At 69.7% G+C, this 22524-nt stretch carries 18 protein-coding genes and 1 riboswitch; of the genes, 4 read left to right on the top strand and 14 right to left on the bottom strand.

Annotation, left to right across the window (positions count from 1 at the left end; translation table 11 throughout):
* Positions 1-17: 17 nt before the first annotated feature.
* A complete protein-coding gene (locus E0H92_RS17215) occupies positions 18-2897 on the top strand; it encodes an FAD-binding and (Fe-S)-binding domain-containing protein (protein WP_131496922.1) in 2880 nt (959 codons plus the stop codon).
* Here the strand turns inward: E0H92_RS17215 and E0H92_RS17210 are convergent.
* From E0H92_RS17210 to E0H92_RS17200, 3 genes are read right to left on the bottom strand one after another with little or no spacing between them, the layout of a single operon-like run.
* A complete protein-coding gene (locus tag E0H92_RS17210) occupies positions 2894-4081 on the bottom strand; it encodes an aminotransferase-like domain-containing protein (protein WP_131496921.1) in 1188 nt (395 codons plus the stop codon). The two genes, E0H92_RS17215 and E0H92_RS17210, sit on opposite strands and share 4 nt — an antisense overlap.
* A gap of 4 nt (positions 4082-4085) precedes the next feature.
* On the bottom strand, positions 4086-5255 hold the full coding sequence (locus tag E0H92_RS17205; protein WP_131496920.1) for a M24 family metallopeptidase: 1170 nt from the start codon (positions 5253-5255) through the stop codon (positions 4086-4088).
* Complete coding sequence (locus tag E0H92_RS17200; protein ID WP_238152759.1) at positions 5252-6007, bottom strand: maleate cis-trans isomerase family protein; 756 nt, start codon at positions 6005-6007, stop codon at positions 5252-5254. The genes E0H92_RS17205 and E0H92_RS17200 overlap by 4 nt, the downstream gene beginning before the upstream one ends.
* Before the next feature lie 67 nt (positions 6008-6074).
* On the opposite strand from E0H92_RS17200, the gene E0H92_RS17195 reads away from it, so the two are divergent.
* From E0H92_RS17195 to E0H92_RS17185, 3 genes are read left to right on the top strand one after another with little or no spacing between them, the layout of a single operon-like run.
* Positions 6075-7067, top strand: a complete 993-nt coding sequence (locus E0H92_RS17195; protein ID WP_238173468.1) for a D-2-hydroxyacid dehydrogenase — start codon at positions 6075-6077, stop codon at positions 7065-7067.
* On the top strand, positions 7064-8449 hold the full coding sequence (locus tag E0H92_RS17190) for an amidase (protein WP_131496919.1): 1386 nt from the start codon (positions 7064-7066) through the stop codon (positions 8447-8449). The genes E0H92_RS17195 and E0H92_RS17190 overlap by 4 nt, the downstream gene beginning before the upstream one ends.
* Positions 8446-8940, top strand: a complete 495-nt coding sequence (locus E0H92_RS17185; RefSeq protein WP_131462638.1) for a DUF3830 family protein — start codon at positions 8446-8448, stop codon at positions 8938-8940. Before E0H92_RS17190 ends, E0H92_RS17185 begins: the two co-directional genes overlap by 4 nt.
* Here the strand turns inward: E0H92_RS17185 and E0H92_RS17180 are convergent.
* The 11 genes from E0H92_RS17180 to E0H92_RS17130 form a co-directional block, all read right to left on the bottom strand.
* A complete protein-coding gene (locus E0H92_RS17180; protein ID WP_131496918.1) occupies positions 8927-9739 on the bottom strand; it encodes a MerR family transcriptional regulator in 813 nt (270 codons plus the stop codon). The genes E0H92_RS17185 and E0H92_RS17180 overlap by 14 nt on opposite strands.
* 8 nt (positions 9740-9747) lie before the next feature.
* Positions 9748-11052: an amidase family protein gene (locus E0H92_RS17175; RefSeq protein ID WP_131496917.1), complete on the bottom strand. Its 1305-nt coding sequence runs from the start codon at positions 11050-11052 to the stop codon at positions 9748-9750.
* A gap of 33 nt (positions 11053-11085) precedes the next feature.
* Positions 11086-12237, bottom strand: coding sequence for an amidohydrolase family protein (locus E0H92_RS17170; protein WP_165549813.1), 1152 nt, complete (start codon positions 12235-12237; stop codon positions 11086-11088).
* A gap of 8 nt (positions 12238-12245) precedes the next feature.
* Entirely contained in the window at positions 12246-13421 is a 1176-nt protein-coding gene (locus E0H92_RS17165) for a M20 family metallopeptidase (protein WP_131462642.1), read from the bottom strand.
* 11 nt (positions 13422-13432) lie between these two features.
* The gene (gene atzF, locus E0H92_RS17160) at positions 13433-15034 is read right to left on the bottom strand and encodes an allophanate hydrolase (protein WP_131462643.1); all 1602 of its coding nucleotides are present in this window, start codon (positions 15032-15034) and stop codon (positions 13433-13435) included.
* Entirely contained in the window at positions 15031-16983 is a 1953-nt protein-coding gene (locus E0H92_RS17155) for a 5-oxoprolinase/urea amidolyase family protein (RefSeq protein WP_131462644.1), read from the bottom strand. The genes atzF and E0H92_RS17155 overlap by 4 nt, the downstream gene beginning before the upstream one ends.
* Positions 16984-16985: 2 nt before the next feature.
* Positions 16986-17624, bottom strand: a complete 639-nt coding sequence (locus tag E0H92_RS17150; protein ID WP_131462645.1) for an urea amidolyase associated protein UAAP2 — start codon at positions 17622-17624, stop codon at positions 16986-16988.
* Complete coding sequence (locus tag E0H92_RS17145) at positions 17621-18247, bottom strand: DUF1989 domain-containing protein (protein WP_131462646.1); 627 nt, start codon at positions 18245-18247, stop codon at positions 17621-17623. The genes E0H92_RS17150 and E0H92_RS17145 overlap by 4 nt, the downstream gene beginning before the upstream one ends.
* Entirely contained in the window at positions 18244-19821 is a 1578-nt protein-coding gene (locus tag E0H92_RS17140) for an amino acid permease (RefSeq protein WP_131462647.1), read from the bottom strand. Before E0H92_RS17140 ends, E0H92_RS17145 begins: the two co-directional genes overlap by 4 nt.
* Before the next feature lie 57 nt (positions 19822-19878).
* A riboswitch (guanidine-I (ykkC/yxkD leader) is annotated at positions 19879-19997 on the bottom strand.
* 97 nt (positions 19998-20094) lie between these two features.
* On the bottom strand, positions 20095-21033 hold the full coding sequence (locus tag E0H92_RS17135; protein WP_131462648.1) for an NAD-dependent epimerase/dehydratase family protein: 939 nt from the start codon (positions 21031-21033) through the stop codon (positions 20095-20097).
* A gap of 47 nt (positions 21034-21080) precedes the next feature.
* Positions 21081-22493: a serine hydrolase domain-containing protein gene (locus tag E0H92_RS17130; RefSeq protein ID WP_238152761.1), complete on the bottom strand. Its 1413-nt coding sequence runs from the start codon at positions 22491-22493 to the stop codon at positions 21081-21083.
* Positions 22494-22524 lie beyond the last annotated feature (31 nt).

The raw sequence follows: 22524 nt of genomic DNA, 5'->3' as shown, positions 1-22524 counted from the left end.
AAGGTAGATTGTCGACAATGTTAACCCCAGAGCGTCCTGGCGTCGGATCTGTCGCGTACGACGTCGCGCGGCTGGCGGGCTCGCTGCGCCGCGAACTTCGGGGTGCGGTCGGCGACGATCGGAGGACGCGGGCGCTGTACGCCGCGGACGGGTCGAACTACCGCGCGGTGCCGGACCTGGTCGTCGTACCAGCTGATGCCGAGGACCTGGCAGCGGCCGTCGCGCTGACTGCCGCCGCTGGTGCGCCGGTGGTGATGCGCGGCGGCGGTACGTCGATGGCGGGTAACGCGATCGGCGGCGTCGTCATCGACGCCTCGCGGCACGTGAATCGCATCCTCGACCTCGACACCGCGGCGAAGACGGCGGTCGTCGAGCCGGGCGTCGTACTGACCGATCTGCTGGCCGCCGCGAAACCGCACGGGCTGGCGTTCGGCGCCGACCCGTCGTCGGCCAGCCGCGCAACCCTCGGCGGCATGATCGCGAACAACGCGTGCGGCGCCCACTCGGTCGCGTGGGGCACGACCGCCGACAACCTCCGCTCCTTGGACGTGATCCTCGCCGACGCAACCCGCCTGACCCTCGACTCCGGGACTGCTACTGACCCTGAGGTGTTGGCCGCTCGGCCGGGGAGGGAGGGGGAGTTGCATCGGGCGCTCCAGGCTTTTGCCGGGCGGAACGAGTTGCTGATCCGCCGGCGGTTCGGGCAGTTCGCGCGGCAGATCTCGGGCTATGCGCTGCATCGGCTGCTGCCGGAGCACGGGTACAACATGGCCGGATTGCTGGCCGGGAGCGAAGGCGGTCTCGCCGCGACGCTGCGGGCGACGGTCCGGCTCGTCGAGTTGCCCAAGGCAAAGGTTCTGTGCGTGCTCGGGTTCGCCGACTCGATCACGTCGGCCGATTGCGTACCGGTCGTGCTGCGGCACGCGCCGCGCACGATGGAGTCCATCAACAACGAACTCGTGGACCGGCTGCCGACGGAGGTGCGGGACGCCGCGGTCCACGCCGGGCTCCCGAGCGGCAACGCCTGGCTGCTCGTCGAGATCGCCGGCGCCGACGAGGCGACCGCCGCGTCGGCTGCTCGCGCGATGCTCGAGGAACTGCGTGACTCCGGCGCGACCGCGTCCCTGGTGACCGACCCGAAGGCGCAGGCCGTCCTCTGGCGGTGCCGTACGGACGCCGCGGGCCTGGCGACGCGGCGCGCGGACGGGGCCGAGGCGTGGGGCGGTTGGGAGGATGCCGCCGTACCACCGGAGCGGTTGGGCGCTTACCTGCGCGGGCTCGACGAACTGCTCGGGCGGCACGGTCTGTCGGGTGCGTCATACGGGCATTTCGGCGAGGGCTGCATGCACATGCGGATCGACTTCGACCTGTTGAGTGCGCCCGGGATCGCGACGTACCGGGAGTTCGTTGAGCAGGCCGCGGATCTGGTGGTCGAGCTCGGCGGTTCGGTGTCCGGCGAGCATGGTGACGGTCGGGCGCGTGGCGAACTGCTGAGCAGGATGTACGGCGCCGACGGGGTGGCGCTACTCGGCGAGCTGAAGCGGATCTGGGATCCGGCGGGTGTGCTGAACCCGCGCATGATTGTCGACCCGCCGCCGCTCGATCTCGCGATCCGGCATGACGGGCCGGCGAAGGATCGCAGATTGTTGACAGTCTTCGACTATCCGGACGATGACCACGACTTCGCGCAGGCCCAGCGGCGGTGCGTCGGGATCGGGAAGTGCCGGCAGACGTCTGGCAGCGTGATGTGCCCCAGCTACCAGGTGACGCGGGACGAGCAGCATTCGACGCGTGGGCGGGCGCATCTGTTGTGGGAGATGTTGCAGGGTGACCTGATCACGGACGGGTGGCGGTCGACCGAGGTACGCGACGGGCTGGACCTTTGCCTGTCGTGCAAGGGATGCGTGTCGGACTGCCCGGTGAACGTCGACGTGGCGACGTACAAGGCCGAGTTCACCCATCACCACTACGCGCGACGCCCGTGGGCGCGCCCGTTGTCGCACTGGTCGATGGGCTGGCTGCCTCTGTGGTCGCGCCTCGCCTCCCGGGCACCGGGACTCGCGAACCGTTTCGCCGGGCTGCAACTGACCAAGCGCCTCGGTGGAATCGCTGCGGAGCGGGAGGTCCCGCCCTTCGCGCCGGAGACCTTCACCCAGTGGTTCACCCACCGCGACAACCCAGGGGCTGGAAGCGGGCGGCGCGTTGTGTTGTGGCCCGATACGTTCACCAACTACCTGGCGCCGGAGATCGGCCGGGCCGCGGTCGCCGTACTGGAGGCTGCCGGATACGAGGTCGTGCTTCCCGCCAAGCCGGTCTGCTGCGGGCTCACCTGGATCTCGACCGGCCAGCTCACCACCGCTCGCCGCGTCCTCAACCGTTCCCTCGACGTCCTCGCTCCCCACCTCGAAGCCGGTACACCGATCGTCGGCCTGGAACCCAGCTGTACGGCGGCCCTCCGCCACGACGCTCCCGCGCTGATTGCCGACAATCCGCTCGCCGCGTCGGCGGCCGCGAACACCCGCACGTTCTCCGAGCTGCTCGCCGAGTCCGGCTGGCAACCGCCGCACGTCGGCGGAACGGCGTACGTCCAGCCGCACTGCCACCAACACGCCGTCCTCGGCTTCGATGCCGACCGCAAGCTGATGGCCGCCGCGGGCATCGAGGCCGGTCTCGCGGACCCGGGCTGCTGCGGCCTCGCCGGCAACTTCGGCTTCGAACGCGACCACTACGAGATCTCCCAAGCCGTAGGGGAGCGCACGCTGCTCCCCACCGTACGGTCGTTGCCCGAGACAACCACCGTCCTGGCCGACGGCTTCAGCTGCCGCACCCAGATCGCCCAGGCCACACCCCGCCACGCCCGCCACCTGGCCCAACTCCTGGCTGAAGGCCTCCGCTAGGGGACTAGTTTGTCGGTGGCTCGGCGGAGGCGGGTGATGCCTTCGTGGATGCGGGCCGGGGGTGTTGAGGCGAAGCAGAGGCGGAAGGCGTTCTGGAAGCGGGCGGTGGGGGAGAACGCCGGGCCGGGGATGAACGCGACGCCTTCGGCCAGTGCGAGTTCGAACAGTTCCTCGGCGTTGACGCCGTTCTCCAGTGTGACCCAGAGGAAGAAGCCGCCTTCCGGATCGGTCCAGTGCGCGATGTCGCCGAAGTGCTCGGTCAGCGCGGCCCGCATCGCTTCCTTGCGCAGCTTGTACTCCGCTCGTTGCCGGACGAGATGTTCCTCGAGATGCCCGCCGGTCAGGAACCCGGTGAGCAGCCGTTGCGCGGGCAGGTTCGTGCAGGTGTCCATCGCCTGTTTCGCGTTGATCAGCAGTTGCTGCAGTTCGGGATCCGCGTCGACCCAGCCGACCCGCAGACCGGGCGCGACGATCTTCGAGAACGTCCGTACGGCGAACACCAGCGGATCGCCCGCGCCGAGCTCACGCAGCGTCGGGAGCGGTTCGCCCGCGAACCGGAGCAGGCCGTACGGATCGTCGTCGATCACCATCGAGCCCCACGACCGGGCCAGCTCCAGCAGGCGATGCCGCCGTTCGAGGGAGAGCGTCGCACCGGACGGGTTCTGGAACGTCGGGATCGTGTAGATCGCCTTCGGCCGCCGCCCGTCCAGCAGCCGTGGTAGATCGTCGACAATCATGCCGTCGTCGTCGACCGGTACCTCGAGCAGCTCGGCGCCGTACGAGAGCGCGGTCGCACTGCCGTTCGTGTACGTCGGTGACTCGACGACGACCAGGTCGCCCGGGTCGACGAAGATCTTGCAGAACAGGTCGAGGCCCTGCATACCCCCGGCCGTGATCGTGAGCCGCTCGGCCGTCGTCTCGTCGCTGGTCCCGCGCAGCATCTCCAGCAGCGCCGCGTGCAGCGGCGGGTCGCCCTCGGTCGCCGCGTAGTCGTAGCTGGAGGGCCGGCTCAGCTCGTCGGCCGCGATCGCCGACAGGATCTGCGCCGGGACCGCCTCGGCCGCGGGCGATCCCATCGCGAAACGGACGATGTCGTGCGTCTGCTTGTGCAGCAGCGACGTACTCGAGTCGATCACCGAACCCACCAGTCCGGCGGCGCGTGCGGCGTAGGGGAGTGCTGGCAAGGGACTACCTCCTGATCGTCAGTTCGTGGGAGAGGCCGGTCAGCCGTTCCACTCCGTCGGCGGTGACCACCACGGGCTCGGACAGCTCGTAGCCCCAGCCGTCCATCCACATCCCGAGGATGACGTGGAACGCCATGCCCGCGGTCAGCACGGTGGTCTCCTCGGGCCGCAGGCTGACGGTGCGTTCACCCCAGTCCGGCGGGTACCCGATACCGATCGAGTACCCGATCCGGGATTCCTTCACCAGACCCTGCGCGGCGATCACGTCGTTGAACGCGGCGTGGACGGTGCCGCCGGTGACCCCTGGCCGGATTGTTGACAATGCGGCCTGCATGCCGTCGGCAACGATCTTCGCGGTCTCGCGGAGCCGTCGCGGCGGGTCGCCGAGCATCACGGTGCGAGCCAGCGGCGCGTGGTACCGGCCGAACACACCGGCCAGTTCGATCGTGGTCGCCTCATTGTCGACAAGCGGACGATCGCTCCAGGTCAGGTGCGGCGTACCGGCGGCGGCGCCGGTCGGCAGCATCGGGACGATCGCCGGGTACTCACCGCCGTGCTCCGGCGTGCCGATCGTCTGCGCGGCGAGGATCTCCGCGGCCACGTCGCACTGCCGCCGGCCCGGCCGGAGCCGGTCGAGCGCGGTCCGCATCGCCTGCTCGGCGATCGTGCCGGCAATCCGCAGCTTGCCGATCTCGGACGGCGACTTGACCAGCCGGACCCAGTTGACCAGCTCGGCCGAGTCGACCAGCCGCCGCCCGGGCAGACCGTTGCTGAGGGCAAGGTAGCTGCGTGCGGTGAAGTAGTGCGCGTCGCTCTCGATCGCGACGTCGGCGCCGGCCGGGATCAGTTCGTGGCAGATGTTCGCGATCCAGTCGTACGGATGGACGTCCGGCCGGTGCACCAGCTGCTCGGGATACCCGTGGATCTGGTCCGCGCGCAGGTCGCAGGTGTACGACGCTCCGGCAGCGTCCATCGCCCGCGCGAACAACCGCACGTCGCCCTCGGCCGGAACCAGCAGGCACTGCGGTGTGTAGAACGACCAGGCGTCGTACCCGGTCAGGTAGAACAGGTTCGCCGGATCGCTGACCACGAGCGCGCCCAGACCACGCTCGGCCAGCACGGCTTGGACCTTCGCCAAGCGGGCGCCGTGCTCAGCCATCGGAGGCTCGGTCATGAGAGGCTCAGCAATCGTTGGCCCGGGCCGATCCCGGTATGCCCGGCGAGTTCGAGCACGGACCACATCGTGACCTGGTTCGCGGTCAGCACGGGCTTGCCGAGCGTGGCCTCCAGCCCAGCGATCACGTCGTACGTCGGCAGGTTGGTGCAGCTGATGAAGATCGCCTCGACCAGGTCGCTGTCGACGCTGCGGACCAGTTCGACGGTCGTCTCGTACGGGACCGCCCAGATCTGCGCGATCAGGCCGAGCCCGGCGGTCGCGACCACCTCGATCCCGGCCTGCGCGAGGAACGCGGTCAGCCCCGCGGTCAGGTCGTTCGTGTACGGCGTGACCGTCGCGATCCGGCTGACCCCGAGCCGGCGCAGCGCGAGCAGCAACGCGCCGCTCGTGGTCACGGCGGCCGGCGCCCCGGCACCGACCATCGCGTCCACCAGCGCGAGTTCACCGGTCAGCCCGCCGACGAAACTACCGAACGTGCACGCGTAGGCGACCGCGAGCGGGGCCACCGCCAGCACGTTGTACGTCGTCTGCGCGATCAGCTGCGGATCCGAGATGTGCACCGCCATCTCGACGGTGGCGGCCATCGGTGCGTACGGCGTCCGCGTGACGTGCAGCGTGACGTCGTCGGGCACCCAGCGCCACAGTTCGCGGTCGAGCGCGAAGTCGTACGGCGCGACGACACCGACGCCGGTCTGCAGCAGGGGAGGCACTGCCGCCGGCATCGGATGGGTGGAGGGACGCGTGCTCATGCGAGTCAGTGTGCGGCCACCAGGAGATTGTTGACAATCCTACTAGCGAGTTCCTAGCCTCGATGGCGTGCCAGCCTCCCCGCCTGCCAGTGCCGAGCGACCTGTGATCGCGGTGCTCTGCGAGCGCGCGACCGACCGGCCGCCAGGCCTCGACGGGCTGCCGGCCGACTTCCGGTACTGCGCGGCGGACGGGCTGCGCGAGGCGGTCCGGGGTGCGCGGGCCCTGATGCTGTGGGACTTCTTCTCGACCGCGGTCCGCGACGTCTGGGCGGACGCCGACACGCTGGAGTGGATCCATGTGACCGCGGCCGGTGTCGACACGCTGCTCTTCGACGAACTGCGGGACTCGCCGGTCGTGGTCACGAACGCGCACGGTGTGTTCGACCGGCCGATCGCCGAGTACGTGCTCGGCGCGGTGATCGCGAACGCCAAGGACAGCCTGCGCAGCTTCGACCTGCAACGCGGCCGGCGCTGGCAGCACCGCGAGACCCGGAGCGTGCTGGGCGCGAAGGCGCTGGTCGTCGGGACCGGTGCGATCGGAAGAGAGACTGCCCGGCTGCTCCGCGCCGCCGGGTTGGAGGTGCGGGGCGCCGGCCGGGTCGCGCGAGGGGACGACCCGGACTTCGGCGAGATCGTTGCCAGCGGCAATCTCGCCGCCGAGGTCGGGTGGGCCGACCACGTCGTGATCGCCGCACCGTTGACCACCGCGACCCGCGGGCTCGTCGACGCGGCGGTTCTCGGCGCGCTGCGGCCGGGCGCGCACCTCGTGAACGTTGCCCGCGGTCCGATTGTCGACGAAACGGCACTGCTCGCTGCAGTCCGCGACGGACGGATCGCAGCCACGCTCGATGTCTTCGCCAACGAGCCGCTGCCCCCGGACAGCCCACTCTGGGACGCGCCGAACGTGACCGTCACCGCGCACATGTCCGGTGACGTGATCGGCTGGCGCGACACCCTCGCGGACCAGTTCGCGGCCAACGTCAGGCGCTGGCTGGCCGGAGAACCGCTGCTGAACATTGTCGACAAGAAGCTTGGCTACATTCCGACAGGAGATCGATGAGACAAGCATCCGAGCTGGTCGAGGGGTACCGCACCGGCGCGCTGTCGCCGGTCGAGGCGACGCAGGAGGCACTGGACGCGATCGAGCGGTACGACGAGCAGGTCAACGCCTTCGTTCTCGTCGACGCCGAGGGTGCGCTCGCCGCGGCCAAGGAGTCGGAAGCCCGCTGGCACGCCGGCGCGCCGCTCGGACCCGGCGACGGCGTGCCGACGTCCATCAAGGACGCATTGTGGACAAAAGGATGGCCGACACTGCGCGGGAGCACCCTGATCGACCCGGCCGGACCCTGGGACGAGGACGCGCCGTCCGTCGCTCGGCTGCGAGAGACCGGCGCGGTCTTCCTCGGCAAGACGACGACGCCGGAGTACTCCTGGAAGGGCGTCACCGACTCCCACACGTACGGCGCGACGGGCAACCCGTGGGATCCGGCGAAGACGTCGGGCGGATCGAGCGGCGGTTCGGCGACAGCGGTCGGACTCGGGATGGGCGTGTGGTCGCTCGGCACGGACGGCGGCGGATCGGTCCGGATCCCGGCTGCGTTCACCGGCACGGTCGCGCTGAAACCGACGTACGGGCTGATCCCGTTGTTCCCGCCGAGCGCGTTCGGGACGCTGTCGCACGCGGGGCCGATGACGCGGACCGTGCGCGACGCTGCGGCGTTGCTCGACGTGGTCACCGGGTTCGACCCGCGGGACTGGTCGGCGATGCCGACTCCGGGCCGGTCGTTCCTGGACGGGCTCGACGACGGGGTCGCCGGGCTGCGGATCGGGTTCTCCGCGGATCTTGGTTTTGTTGACAATCATCCTGAGGTCGAGGCGCTGGTCCGGACCGCGGTCGGCGTCCTCGAGTCCTTGGGCGCCGAGGTGACGGAGGTCGATCCGGGGTTTTCGGACCCGATCGACGCGTTCAACGTGCTGTGGTGGTCCGGCGCCGCGAAGGTGCTCTCGGCGTACACGATCGACGATCGCGTCGACCCGGGACTGCGCCGGGTCGCGGAGCTCGGGGCGGCGTACTCGGCCTCGGACTTCCTCGACGCCAGCGCGGTCCGGATGGACCTCGGGACGCTGATGGGCCGCTTCCACGAGCGGTACGACGTACTCGTCACACCGACGCTGCCGATCACGGCGTTCCCGATCGGTCAGGACGTGCCGGACGGTTCGGCGTCGCCGGACTGGACCGACTGGACGCCGTACACGTATCCGTTCAACCTCACCCAGCAGCCGGCGCTCAGCGTGCCGTGCGGTTTCACCCGAGCCGGACTGCCGGTGGGACTGCAGGTGGTCGCGCCGCGGCACGCCGACGCGCTCACGCTGCGGGTCGGCCAGGCGTACCAGGCGGCCACGGACTGGCACCGGCGTACCCCGACCTTGGAGGCCAAGTGAGCAAGCACATCACCGTCAGCCTGGACAAGCGCGGCGTGAGCTGCGTCGCGAAATTGCTCGACGACGTGGCGCCGCGGACCTGTGCGGCGGTGTGGGACGCGCTGCCGCTGTCAGCGCCGGTGTTCCACGGCAAGTACGCGCGGAACGAGATCTACACGTTGCTGCCCGGGTTCGCGCCTGATCCCGGCAAGGAGAACACGACGGTCACGCCGATCCCGGGGGACCTGTGCTGGTTCTCGTTCGACTCCGACGATCTGGGCAATCCGGCGTACGGGTACGAGAACACGACCGGCACCGGGACGACGGGTGCGATTGTCGACCTTGCGGTGTTCTACGGCCGCAACAACCTGCTGATCAACGGCGATCAGGGCTGGGTCCCGGGCAACGTGTTCGGCGCGATCACCGAGAACCTCGACGAGTTCGCCGCCGCGTGCCAGGACCTCTGGATGGGCGGCGCGCGCGGGGAGACGCTGTCGTTCAGCCGGCTGTGAACGGCTGCTGCAGCTCGGTGACCCAGTGCTCCGGGTCTTCCGGGGTGTCGAGGTAGAGCTCGCGGGCCGGCTCGGCGGCGCGCCGGCCGTTGTCGTCGAGCCAGCGCGCCAACGCCTGCCAGGCCGGTAGCACCTGGTCGATCGGCCCGCGGTGCACCAGCGTCGCGGCCTGGATCGTCGGAAGGTCAACAATCTCCAGTCCGTTGAGGTTGCCTCCGGCATCGACCGCGGCCGGGACGGTCGCGCGGACAACGACCTCGTCCTCGGACTCCTGTACGTACAAGCAGGTCAGGCGACCGGACGGCCGTACGTCGGTGTCCGGCAGCCGGCGCCCGAGCTCCGCGCACAACGGATGGATCACGGGCGTGATGTCGTCGGGCGTGAAGCTCGCGGCCGTGGCGGTCAGGCCAACCAGTCGTACGGCGGGCAGTTCCTTGACCACGACGTCCGCGGCCGGGACGTCGGCTTCCAGGCCGCGCAGCCGTGACTCGACCTGGGCGAGCCGCGCGGCGCTCTCGGCGAGCATGGTCTCCAGTTGGGCGCGGCGCATCGTCAGCATCGCGCGCAGGTCGGCCGGACCGAGATTGTCGGCAATCATCGTGCCGACCTGCTCGAGTGTGAAGCCGAGCTCCTTGAGGGCGACGATCCGGTTCAGGTCGGCGAGTTGGCCGGCGGTGTAGCTGCGGTAGCCGGTGACGGGATCGACGGACGCCGGGCGCAGCAGGCCGAGCGCGTCGTAGTGCCGCAGCATCCGAATCGACACCCGGCCGTGGCGGGCGAACTCTCCGATGGCGAACATGAGGAAAGTCAACCAGCCAGGAGCTCAGCGAACGTGATCGCGGTGTCGTCCTCGTGCCAGGGACCGATCACCTGGGCGCCGACCGGCAGCCCGGCCGGTGTGTGTCCGATCGGCATGCTGAGCGCGGGGTGGCCCGTCAATGACGCGTGCGCGATCCAGAACACCTGGGTTTCATAGGGTTGCCCGTCGATCGTCGTCGACCCGTGCGGGAACGCGACGGTGAAGCTCGTCGGGCACAGGAACACGTCGACGTCCTCGAAGTACTGCTGCCAGCGTGCCCGCGCCTGCATCCGGCGCCGGTCGAGGTCACGCACGTCCGCGGCCGTCAGCCTGCCATCCGCGTCTGGGTCGCCGTGCAGCGCGAAGAACAGCTCGACCTGGCGGCCGAATTCCTCCGCCTGCTCGTTCGCGTCCACTCCGTCCGGCCAATTGTTGACAATCTTCGCGCCGCTGCGGGCGAGGCGGTCGATCGTGTCGGACAGCGCGTCACCGACCTCGCTGGAGACGGGCGCCGCGGGGTGATCGGTGACGACGCCGACGCGGTAGTCCTGGAGGCGGTCGTGCCGGGGCGGGCAGAGGGTGTACGAGTACGGCGCTTCGGGGCCGGCGGTTGCGCGCAGTGCGGTCCGGAGGTCGGCGGCCGAGCGCGCCAGTGGTCCGATTGTCGACAAGTTGGGCAGTTCGGTCGGGAGGTACGGCGTACCGGGGATCTCGAAGCCGCGCAGTGGGACGAGTCCGTTGGTGGGCTTGAGCCCGTACACACCGCAGTATGCGGCTGGGAGGCGGATCGAGCCGACGAGGTCGGAGCCGTACTCCAGGTAGGTGAGGTCGGCGGCCAGTGCTGCTGCCGCGCCGCCGCTTGATCCGCCGGGGGTGCGGTCGAGGTCGGCGGGGTTGCTGGTTCGTCCGTACACCTCGTTCGCGGTCTGGCCGAAGTCCGCGAGCATCGTGTGCACGTTGGTCTTGCCAACAACGATCGCGCCGGCGCGCTGCAGCCGCTCCACCACAACCGCGTCGCGGTCCGCGACGTACTCCGCGAACTCGGGATTGCCCCACGTTGTGCGCATCCCGGCGACGTTGAAACAGTCCTTGACCGTCACCGGCACCCCATGCAACGGCCCGACCGCACCGCCGCGCTCGGCCAGCAGCACGTCGGCTCGGTCGGCTGCCGCCAAGGCGTGTTCGGCGCGGACCTCGACGACTGCGTTGACCTGCGTGTCTTCTGCGATCCGCGCGAGCAGCGCCTCCGTCACCTCACGCGACGTGACCTGACCAGTCCGGATCCGCTCCGCAACCTCTCCCGCTGTCTCCATGCGCCAGGTCTACGGTCTGACACCGTGTCAGAGTCAACGCCCGACTTCGACCCCGTCGTGAAAGACCCGCCGGATCCGCGTCTCGAGCGAGCCGCAGTCCAGACCCTCGCCCTCCAGCAGAACCAGATCCGCCCGTTTACCCACAGCGATCTCACCACGGTCGTCCGCGAGCCCCAGCAACGTCGCAGCGTCGAGAGTGGCTGCTCGGAAAGCACCGGCATCACCCAGCCCAGCGGCAGCGAGATGCCGAAGTTCCCACAGGACCTCGGTGTGCGGCCGGACCGGATTGTCAGTACCCATCGCGATCCGCACGCCCGCGGCGATAGCAAGCCGCATGGATTCGAGATGAGCCTCGGCCGCACCGTCCGGCGTTGCAGCGGGATCCGACTGCGTGACGGAAAGGGTCGGCACATACCAGGTCCCGTGCTCGGCCATCGCCTGCACCGCGGACTCGTCGAGGTAGGTCCCATGCTCAATACTCCCCGCACCGGCACGAGCAGCGAGTTCCGCGGCCCGGGCTCCGTGCGCGTGCACCATGATCCGCCGCCCTCCACGCCGCCGCGCCTCGTCGACCAGCGCGGTCAGCTCGTCCTCGGTCAGCTCGAGATCCTCAAGCCCCTTCCCGAGCGCGAGGGATCCGGTGACGGTCACCTTGATCCAGTCCGCGCCGGCCCGGACCATCCGCCGTACGACGGCCCGCGCCTCGTCGGCGCCGTTGAAGATCGGATCGGGCAGCGAAGGATCCTCGAAGAAGTCGAGCGGCCCGGTCCGCGGCGCCCACAGGTCGCCGATGCCGCCCGTCGTACCGACCTGCCGCAGGCTGAGCAGTACCTGCGGCCCGTCGATCCAGCCCTTCTCCACCGCCATCCGCACCCCGGCGTCCGCACCCCACGCGTCGCGGACCGTCGTGACGCCGAGGCTCAGGAGGGTTCGCAGCACGGGTACGGCGGACAGCGGGCGAACCGACCGCGGTAGCCCGAACGGGTCGCGCCGCGTCTGCGCGATGCACAGATGCGTGTGGCAGTCGATGAACCCCGGGACCAGCAACCCGCCGTCGCAATCGATCGCGTCGTCGCCGTCCAGCCCGATCCCGAGCCCGACGATCCGCTCACCCTCGAGCGCAACGTCCGCTCGATGCACGGCGCCGGACCTGACGTCGAGCACCGACCCGTTGCGAAGAACCAATCGCCCGCTCATAGGAGTCGGAGGGCGGTGAGGGCGTACGCGCGGGCCGCCGTGACCAGTTCGGCGACGGCGACGGACTCGTCGGCGCGATGGGCCTGGGTGGTGACCGAACCGGGGCCGAGGACAACGACCGGTACGCCGAGATCGCGGGCGATGTACCCGCCGTCGCAGGCCGCGGTCCAGCCGGCGAGCGGCAGCGGCGGCCCGCCGGCGTCGAAGCGCGCGGCCTCGGTGATCCGGACCAGGTCGGCGTCCTCGGGGGTCTCGAAGGCGGGCATCTCCATCGGCATCGCGAGCTCGACGGTCAGGCCGCGATCCTCCAGGTGCAGCGCGGCGACGCGGCGGCCGAGGTCGGCGAGCACTTCGGCGGGGGACTCACCGGGCAGCAGCCTGCGGTCGGCGACGATCACGCAGTCGGCGGGAACGATCGAGCCGCCGGTGCCGCCGTTGATCTGGCCGACGCTCCAGGTCGCCGGGCCGAGCAGGGGATGCGGCGCGGCCGCGAGTTCCTTGTGCAGGCGTTCGATCTCGGCGACGACGGCTGCCGCGCCGTAGATCGCGTTGGCGCCGCCGTCGGGGTTGCCTGCGTGCGATGCGCGGCCGTGCACCGACACCTGGAGGTACGAGTCACCGCGCGCCGCGATGATCGTCTGCAGGTCCGTCGGCTCGGCGGTGATACAACCGGCGTACCGACGGTTCGGGTCGGCGATGTACGCGCGGATCCCTTTGCCGGTCTCTTCCTCGTCGACGACCGCGACCAGCTCGACCGGGCCGCTCAGTTCGGTGTCGCGGAGCGCAGCGAGGGCTCCCAGGGCGGCGGCCAGTCCGCCCTTCATGTCGGATGCCCCGCGGCCGTAGATCCGGCCGTCGCGCAGGAGGCCGCCGTACGGGTCGACCGTCCAGCCGTCGCCGACCGGGACGACGTCGGTGTGGCCGAGCAGCAACAGGCCCGGATCGTTGCCGCCGGCAAGGGTAATCGACACGTTGTCCCGGCCGGGCTCGACGGGAGAGGTGCGAACGTCGAGCCCGAGGTCACGACCCGCCGCGGTGAGGGCGGCCACCGTCGCGGCTTCCTCACCGGGCGGGTTCTGTCCGGGGGCGCGGACGAGATCCTGCGCGATCCGGACCAGCAGGTCCTCGTCGATCCGGTCCAGCACCTTCTGTTCGGCGGGCGTCAGGCTCATGCCCACCAACCCTAGGTGCTGTCCCCGGCCAGGTACGCGCGCCAGCCGCCGGAGGCGGTGATGTCACGCTCGGGGTCCGCGGCGTCCGCCGTACACACGAAGCCGAGCACCTGCCGACCGTCCGAGAGCTCGAGCGGCCCGATTGCCAGCGGCGGATCGATGGTCGCCGCGAATCCGCCCAGCTCGGCGGCCGGCACGCTCCACACCTCGACCTCGATCCCTGGGCCGTCGGCACCCGCCAGGGTCCGGGTCAGGCCGGGACGCGGTCCGTCGACCAGATACATCCGGTACGACGACGCGGTCCGTGCGGTGCAGGCGAGCCGGGCGCCGCGCCGTACCAGCTGATCGTTGAGTGGCTGGCCGGACAGATGAGCACCCGCGACCGCGAGCAGGACCTCGTTGTCCACAGCACCAGGTGGCACGTCCTCACCACACCAGAGGCCTGCCAGATCGATCAGCGAGAGGTCGTGACCGGCCGGCGCCAGGAGCTGGATCCCGAATGGCAGGCCATCGGCCCGATCCGGTCCCGGGAATGCGATCGCGCACAGGTCGAGCAGGTTGACCATGTTCGTGAAGCGACCGAGACGACTGTTCACGCCGATCGGATCGGCTGCGACCTCCGCCAGGGTGGGATGCCCGGGCGTCACCGGCAGCAGCAGCGCGTCGAGCTGTGTCCACAGATGTTCGCTCGCGCGCTTCAGAGTCGCCAGCCGGTCGAACCCCTCGAAGGCTGCGGCCGCCGTCAATGCCGCGCCGCCCCGCACGATCGTCCGCACGGTCGGGTCCACCGCATCGACGTCGCCGAGCTTGTCCCCGAACGCCAGCCAGCGCTCAGCGAGCCACGGTCCGGAATACAGCAGGTCGGCCGCTTCGAGCAGCGGTTGGATGTCGACCTTGACCACCTCACCGAGGCGATGCGCCTCATCGAGGGTCGCCTGCCACGCCTGTTCGTACTCGGGATCCAGACCCAGCCCGACATCCGGTGCGCCGATCACGGCCGCGGACCCCGCTACTCGGCCTGGTCGGCGATGGGGGAGTGACGACGCTCGCCGCGACCAGGCGTCCTCGGGGTCGAAGGTCACCATGACGTCGAAGACGCGTCGCGCGGTGGCGACCGATCGCGCCATCACCGTGACGCAGTCGAGCGACCGGCAGGCCGGTACGACGCCGCGCGCGGAAACCAGGCCACGGCTCGGCTTGATACCGACGAGCCGGTTGAACGCGGCCGGAACGCGACCGCTCCCCGCGGTGTCGGTGCCGAGCGCGAAGTCGACCTGCCCAGTGGCGACCGCGACCGCGCTGCCCGAGCTCGAGCCGCCCGACACATGCTCAGGCGAGAACACCGAGTGACACGCGCCGTACGGCGATCGTGTGCCGACCAGACCGGTCGCGTACTGATCCAGGTTCGTCTTCCCCAGCGGTACGGCGCCGGCGGCGATCAACTGCTCGACCACGAATGCGTTGTCCTTCGCGGGCTCCGTCGTCCGCGGGTCGCCGGCAGTCGTCGGCACACCCGCCAGGTCGATGTTGTCCTTGAGCGCCATCGTCAGCCCGTGCAACGGTCCGGGAGCCGGTTCGATCGGGTCGACCCGGGTGATCCACTCGTTGTTCATGCGCCCCACCGGGCCCGCTCGGCCTCGAACGCGGCGCGGCGTCTGGCGCGCAAGGTCGCGATGTCCACAGGTGCCTCCTGCTCGATCCGGCGTACGTCGGAGATCGAGAACGTCGCCGGTGCGGTCTTCAGATCCGCCCGCCCGGCCGCGATCTCGGCCCGCTCGTGCGCGAGTTGTTCCGCGCTCACCGGCGCGAATCTGATCAGGTCGAACTGCCTCAGCAACCAAGGCTGCTCGTCGTCGGGGGACAGCCGCCAGACCGGGACGGTGCGTCCGACGAGCTGGTACCCGCCGGGACCCTCCATCCCGTACACGCACAGATAGATGCCGCCGATCCCGACCGCGTTCTGCGGCGTCCAGGTCCGCGCCGGGTTGTACTTCGTGGTGACGAGCCGATGCCGCGGATCGATCGGTACGGCGACCGGCGCACCGAGGTACACGTCGCCGAGACCGACCACAAGGTACGTCGCGGCCTGGACGATCTCGAAGACCTCGTCCCGCGTGTCCAGATCGTTGACTCGCCGGATGAACTCGACGTTGTCCGGGCACCACGGCGCATCCGGCCGCACCGACATGGTGTAGCGGCGCATCGCCTCGTGCGCCGCCGGGTGATCGAACGCGATCGGCAGCACCACCTCGCGGGCGGGCAGCACCACGGTCTCGGGATCGCCCAGTCCGGCGGCCAGGAACGCCAGCCGCTCCGCGAGCTCGGTGAGCGCGAGCCGGGCCGAGTCGACCGCGACGAGCAGCGATCGCACGCCTTCGACGATTTCCGTGATCCCGGCAGGCCGCTCGCTCCGCAGGGCTTGGGCCAGCAGGTGGATCCAGACCCGGACCGTGAGATCGAGCTCGGCCGGACCGGCCTCGACCAGCACATGCCGCTCGCCCGCGCACCTGATCGTGTACGGCGGCGCCGTGCCGGTCTGCTCGCCGTGATGCAGGACCTTCGGGCGATCCGGCGTACGGATCGCGACAGGGGCCGCTGCCGGCGCTTGCCGGAGATCGGTCAGCCAGCGTCGCCGGGCGCGGATCGCCTCGGCGGCCGCGCCGGGTGTCACAGGGACCAGGCGCACGGAGTCGCCGGCGCGGAGCTGGCCGAGCATCCATCGATCAGCCTCGATCACCACGGCCGGTACGACGAAGCCGCCGAGCGACGGCCCGTCCTTGCCGACGATGACCGGAGTGTCGCCGGACAGCATGATGCCGCCGACCGGATAGGCGGAGTCGTGCACGTTCGACGGATGCAGCCCGGCCTCGCCACCGTCGGTCCGCGCCCAGCCGGGGTGCGGGCCGATCAGCCGGACACCGGTGCGGTCGGAGCGATGGTCGACAATCCACTCGTTGGCAAAGAACGCATCGACACCCTCGGCGGTGAGATGCTCCGGTGCTCCGTGGGGTCCCGGGATCACCCGCACCTGCCAGGAGCCGGACATCGCGGGCAACTCCACCGACAACGGGGTGAGCAGGTTCTCCTGGCGGCCCAGTGGTAGCCGATCGCCGGCCGCGAGCGGCCTGCCGTCGTGACCGCCGAAGGCACCGAGGATGAAGGTGGACCGGCTGCCCAGGACCCGCGGCAGGTCGAGCCCGCCCTGGATCGCTACGTACCCACGCATCCCGGGACCGTCGAGCGGGCCGACGTCCAGCACCGATCCGGCCGGCCACCGGACGACCATGCCCGGCCTGAACGGCAGATTGTCGACAGTCGGATTGCGGGCAGCGCCTCCGACGCAGATCAGCCGGTCCTCGTCACAGGTGAGCGCCGGTCCGGTGACCACACACTCCAGCCCGGCCGCGCTGTCCGGGTTGCCGACCGCGGCGTTGACCAGCGCGAACGTGAGTTCGTCGGCCGCGCCGGACGGCGGTACGCCGACATCCCACAGACCCGGCCGCCCGGCCAGGTCCTGCACCGTCGTTTGGATGCCTGGGGCAATAACTGAGACGACGGCCATCGTCACCACCGGCCCAGCAGCTGGATCGGCGTCGGGTCCCAGCCGTTACAAGGATTGTTGACCTGCGGACAATTGCTGATCAGCACGAACAGGTCGCGGCTCGCGGTGATCTCGACGTACTTGCCCGGTGCGGACAGTCCGTCCTCGAACGTGAGGCCGCCGCTGGACGTCACCGGCACGTTCATGAAGAAGTTGACGTTGTGGGTGAGCTGGCGCTGCCCGATGCCGGCCTGTGCTCCGTAGCGCAGGAACGTCTGCCGGCAGGCGTGTTGATGCCGCGTGAACTCGCCGTACCGGATGACGTTGCTCTCCTGCGAGCATGCGCCGCCGACGGTGTCGTGCCGGCCGCAGGTGTCGTCGGTGATCACGGCGAGTTCGTCGAGCCTGGTCGACACCAGGCGGGATCCGGTGGTGAGGAACACGGCACGCTGTTCGCGGATCGTGTCGAAGGCGGAGTACCGGTTCTCGATGTCGTGGGCGTCGTAGAACAGGGTGTCCACGGCCTGGTTGCCGTGCAGGTCGACAATCCGCAATCGCCCGCCCGACGGTACGGTCACGAGCGCGCCGTCGCCGGCTTCGACCACGATGTCGAGGGCTGCCGCCGGTGAGGTCGTCGGGGTGGTGGTTGACGTGGTGGTCATGCGATCAGCTCCCGGGTGAGGCGCAGGGCGCGGATCGCTTCGTCGCGGAGTTCGGGATCGGGTGCGGGGTCATCGGAGAGCCGTACGGCGACGCTCGCGGCGGGGCCGTCGGACAGCGCGTGGGGTGCGGTGGAGACGAAGATCAGCAGGTCTTGGTCGGCTCGGATCGTGACGGTGTCGCCTGCGTTCGCGTGGCCGGGGATGTAGGTCAGCGACGCGCGGGGGTCGTCTGCCACGGACACCTTGCTGAAGAAGTTGATGCAGGCGTGCAGGTCAGCTTCGCCGAAGCCGTGTTTGGTGAGTTCGAGTAGCAGGAGCTGGTCGGGGAGGGCACCGGTGAGGCAGTCGTGCCAGTCGAGGCTCGAAGCCATGACCGTCGCGAGCGCGAGGCCGCGATCCGACATCAGGACCATGCCCGGCTTGATGCGCGCCGACATCTGGGACTTCAGCGTGTCCGGGATGTTCAGGCGATCGAGGCGGTCGGCGCCGATGATCAGCACGGTCGCGTTCGCGCCGTCGGCGAGGGCGGTCAGGGTGATGCTGCGTCCGGCCCGTACCGGCGCCGACCACGCGGCGGCCGCCGGAATCTCGTGCTGATGAAGGGCTTTGGCGGGGGCGGTCATGCGCCGGCACCTTCGACGGCCGGCGTGGTGGTGGGCACGGGTACGCCGATCGAGGCGTAGTAGGCGGTGCGCTGGGAGCGGTAGGCGAGCAGGCCGCCGATCGCCACGACGCTGAGCGTGATCAGCGGCAGGTACTGCAGATACCAACCGTCACCTGCCGGGTCGTACACCTCGGCGCGTGGCCAGCCGAGGTTGATCGCCATCGCGAGGCCGTAGGCGACGGCAACACTGTTGACAATCAGACCGAGCCGCCCGAGCGAGAACAGCGGTTTCCCGTTCTCGTCCACGCCGCCGGCCAGTCCGCGGCCGGTGAGACGTCGTACCAGCAAAGGCGTCGTGACCATCAGATAGGCGACGTACAACAGCATGATGCAGACGCTGGCGAGGCCCAGGAACAGGCCCGCGTTTCCTACGTTCACCACCAGACAGACGCCGGCCAGCACGCCGGGTACCACCGTCGCGGCGACCGGCGTACCGGTCCTCGGGGACACCTTGCGCAGTTGCCGCGATCCCGGCAGCACGTTGTCGCGTGCCATCGAGAAGAGCATCCGGGCCGCCGCGGTCTGGATCGCCAGCGTGCACACGCACACCGCGAGTGCGACGTCGAGCAGCAGCAGCTTGCCGGTCGTCGTACCGAGCCGGCTCGTCAGCACGTAGGGGAGTCCTTGGGTGGCGAGGTCGCCGTCGGTCAGCGACGGCGCGGCCATCAGCGCCGCGACGATCAGGAACGCGCCGCCGATCCCCGAGGCGGTGACCGCGCGGATGATCGTCCGGGGCGTCGTCGCGCGCGGCTTGTGCGTCTCCTCTGACAACTCGCCCGCGCTGTCGAACCCGACCAGCACGTACGCCGCCATCAACGCCGAGATCAGCAGCGGGACTACGTACCCGGTCGTGCTGTCGAGGTTCGTGGTGTGCAGAACGACGGACGGGCCGCGCTCGGCTCGGGTTGTCAACAAAACGACGATCAAAACGACGCCGACCAGCTCACAGGTCACGCCGACCGAGTTCACGACAGCGGTGATGCGGACGCTGGTCGCGTTCAGCACAGTCGTGGCGACAAGCAGCAGGCAGCCGAGGAGTACGGCGTTCGCTGCGCCGTCCTTCGACGCGAGAGCGGGATCGGTACCGACCAGCTGGAAGCCGGGCCAGACCGCGGGCAGCACGACCTGCAGTGCGATCGCTGCCGTGGCCAGCGTGATGATCTGAGCGATCACCATGGTCCAGCCCGCGCACCACCCGACGACCGCACCGCCGAGGCGACGGGCCCACTGGTAGATGGCGCCGGACAACGGATACCGGGCGGCGAGCTCGGCGAAGCACAACGCCACCATCAGTTGACCGGTGAGGACGGCCGGCCAGGTCCAGAAGAACGCCGTACCGCCGAAGCCGAAGCCGAGACCGAACAGCTGGAAGACGGTGGTGAGGATGGAGACGAACGAGAAACCTGCCGCGAACGACGCGTAGCTGCCGACCCGGCGCGAGAGCTGCTGCGCGTAGCCGAAGTGGCCCAGGTCGCGTGCTTCGAGCTGATCGCTGCTGACGGTTTCAGGGGATGCTGTGCTGGTTCCTGGCATTTCGGGCCTCCGCTGCGTCCGGCCCGGGAACGCACACGGCAGCCCGGGGCCATCAAGGCCTCCCGGGCTTTTGTCCCGCCGTGGAGCGACGCAGTCACGAGCGACTGCGTCGCCTCCCCTCTCGGACCAGTCCTGCCGTCAGATCGACCAGCAGCGGAACCCTAGGGGCGCCCCGCCGTCTAGGCGGGTCTGTTCCAGTTCAGGACGAACCGATTTCAGCGGCCGTCCTCGTGTGTAACAGCGAAGTAAAGGAATCCTCTCACCAAGTCGGCCTCAGAGCCCGTGGCGGAAACCTTCGCGCCAGGACGCGTAGCCGGGCTGCCAGTCGAAGGTCTTCTTGGCCAGGGTGTTGTCGGCCCCGCGGATCTCGGTGAAGGCGGCCACGCCGACGTCACCGACGGCGAAGCGGGCGAGCCAGGCCGGGATGCGCATCGGTGCCTTCGCACCGAGGATGCCGGCGAACTCGGGCAGCCAGACCGCCGCCTGCGCCGGGTCGTCATCCGCGACGTGGAACACGCCGGTCACGTCGCTCTCGATCGCCTTCACCGTCGCCGCGGCCGCGTCGTCGTAGTGGATGAACGACCAGACGCCGGTGCCGTCGCCGATCAGCGGGAGCCGGCGCTTCTGGATCAGCTCGACCATCGAACCGCCCTTGCCGATATCGCCGGTCGGCCCGTAGAAGTTCGCGTACCGCAACGCGACGCCCTCGATCCCCTCGGTGTTCAGCGCCGCCGACTCGAGGTGCTTGATCCCGGCCATCGTCTGCCGCTGGGCGGGCACCGGATCCGGGTCGAGCCGGTCCGCCTCGGTCTTGGTGGCGGATCCACCGTGTTCGAGGTTCCAGCCGGCGTACGACTGGACGACGAACCGTCGTACGCCGGCCGCCTGGGAGGCCGCGAGCAGGTGGTCGGTGCCCTCGGTGCGCAGCCTGTTCGTCACCGCGAAGCTGTCGTCGAAGTGTTTGAAGTCGATACCGCTCTTGAGCGCCGTCATCTGGTGTACGACGACCTCCGGGCGGACCGAATCCACCGCGGCGTGCACCGCGGCGGCGTCGAGGCCGTCCGCGAGTACGGCGTCCGCACCGAAGGACCGCACTTCGGCCGCACCGGTCTCGGACCGGGTCATCCCGGTCACCTCATGTCCGGCCGCGAGCAGCTGCGGTACCAGTGACCGGCCCAGTCCGCCGGTCGCGCCTGCCACCAAAACCTTCATCTCATCCTCCGTCGTCGGTGTTTACGATCCGGAGGACACGCGTCGCCTCAGTTCTGTGACATCTCCTCCGAAATCACTGTGAATTCGGTCGGTCCGAAGGAGACGTTGAGCTGACCGTCGATGGTCAGCGTGTCACCCTCGGTACGGCAGGTGAGGGTCGCGACGAACGGCGTCTCGACCCAGCGGAACGTCGCGACGAACGCGTCGCCGTCACCGTACGCACTCGTCACCACCCGCTCGCTCGTCTCGGGGCCTGCGTCGTCGGTGGCCCCCCGGGCCGTCTGCTCGCGCCACGGGCCGGGCGCGCAGACGAGCTCGTGCAGCCTCCCGTCGCTGAAGTCACGAAAGCTGAACGTGCCGGTGCCGTCAGGGTCCAGCCGTACGGCGGTCAGGCCGGTCGGGTTGTCCGCCGCGAAGCGGTACGTCTGCCCATTGCCCGGGGCGGGTGCGGGACCGCTCGGCGGGGCAAGCTCGAGCCGCTCCGGACGCTGCGCTTCCGGGACCTCCTTGCCTTCGAGCGCCGGCAGCAGGTAGTCCCAGGCCGTGTTCAGGATTGCCTGCATGTCGCCGGTGGCGCTGGTGGTGATGAGCACCGCGTCGTACTCCGGGAACACCAGGATGAACTGCCCGAACGCCCCGTCACCGCGGTACGTGTTGTGGCGGCCGCGCCAGAACTGGAACCCGTAGCCCTGTTTCCAGTCCGGGTTCGTCTCGTTGTCGTTGGGGACCTGCTTCGAGGTGGCCGCCTCGAACCACTCGGCCGGGACGACCTGCTCGCCGTTCCACTCGCCGTGCTGGAGCAAGAGCTGACCGAAGCACGCCAGCGATTCGGTGTTGAGGCTCAGGCCCCAGCCGCCGACGACGATGCCTTCCTTCGACAGCTGCCACGTCGCCTCGGTCGCACCGAGCGGCTCGAACAGCCGCGGGCGCAGGTAGTCGAGCAGGTTCTCGCCGGTGAGCCGCTGCAGAATCGCCGACAGCATGTACGTCGCGCCGCTGTTGTAGACGAACACCGTGCCCGGCTCGTGCTCTACCTCGAGGCCGAGGAAGATCTTCACCATCCGGCGATCCCGGCTGAGCCGCTCGACGGTGTCCTGCGAGTGCCCGGTCGTCATGGTCAGTAGGTGCCGGACCTGCATCGCGGCGAGGTTGTCACTGACCGTCTCGGGCAGGTCATCCTCGTCGAAGAACGAGATCACCTGGTCGTCCAGCGACAACAGCCCCGCGTCGACCGCCAGTCCGATACCGGTCGACGTGAAGCTCTTCGACACCGAGAACAGCAGGTGCCGATCCTCCAGCCGGTACGGCGCCCACGTCTCCTCGAGCACCACGTGGCCATGCCGCACCAGCATCACGGTCTGGATCTCCGGCTGCCCGGCGTCCAGTGCTCCGACGAAACTGTCGAGGGCCGCGGCGGACAAGCCCTGGGCTTCTGGCGTACTCCGTGGAAGTCTGCTCATTCTCAGCACGTTATCTCCCCGAACGGACAAA

It is taken from the genome of Kribbella speibonae, assembly GCF_004331375.1.
Lineage (GTDB): Bacteria > Actinomycetota > Actinomycetes > Propionibacteriales > Kribbellaceae > Kribbella > Kribbella sindirgiensis.
Note: the sequence above shows the minus strand (reverse complement) of the source record. Positions and strands in the feature narration are given on the sequence as shown.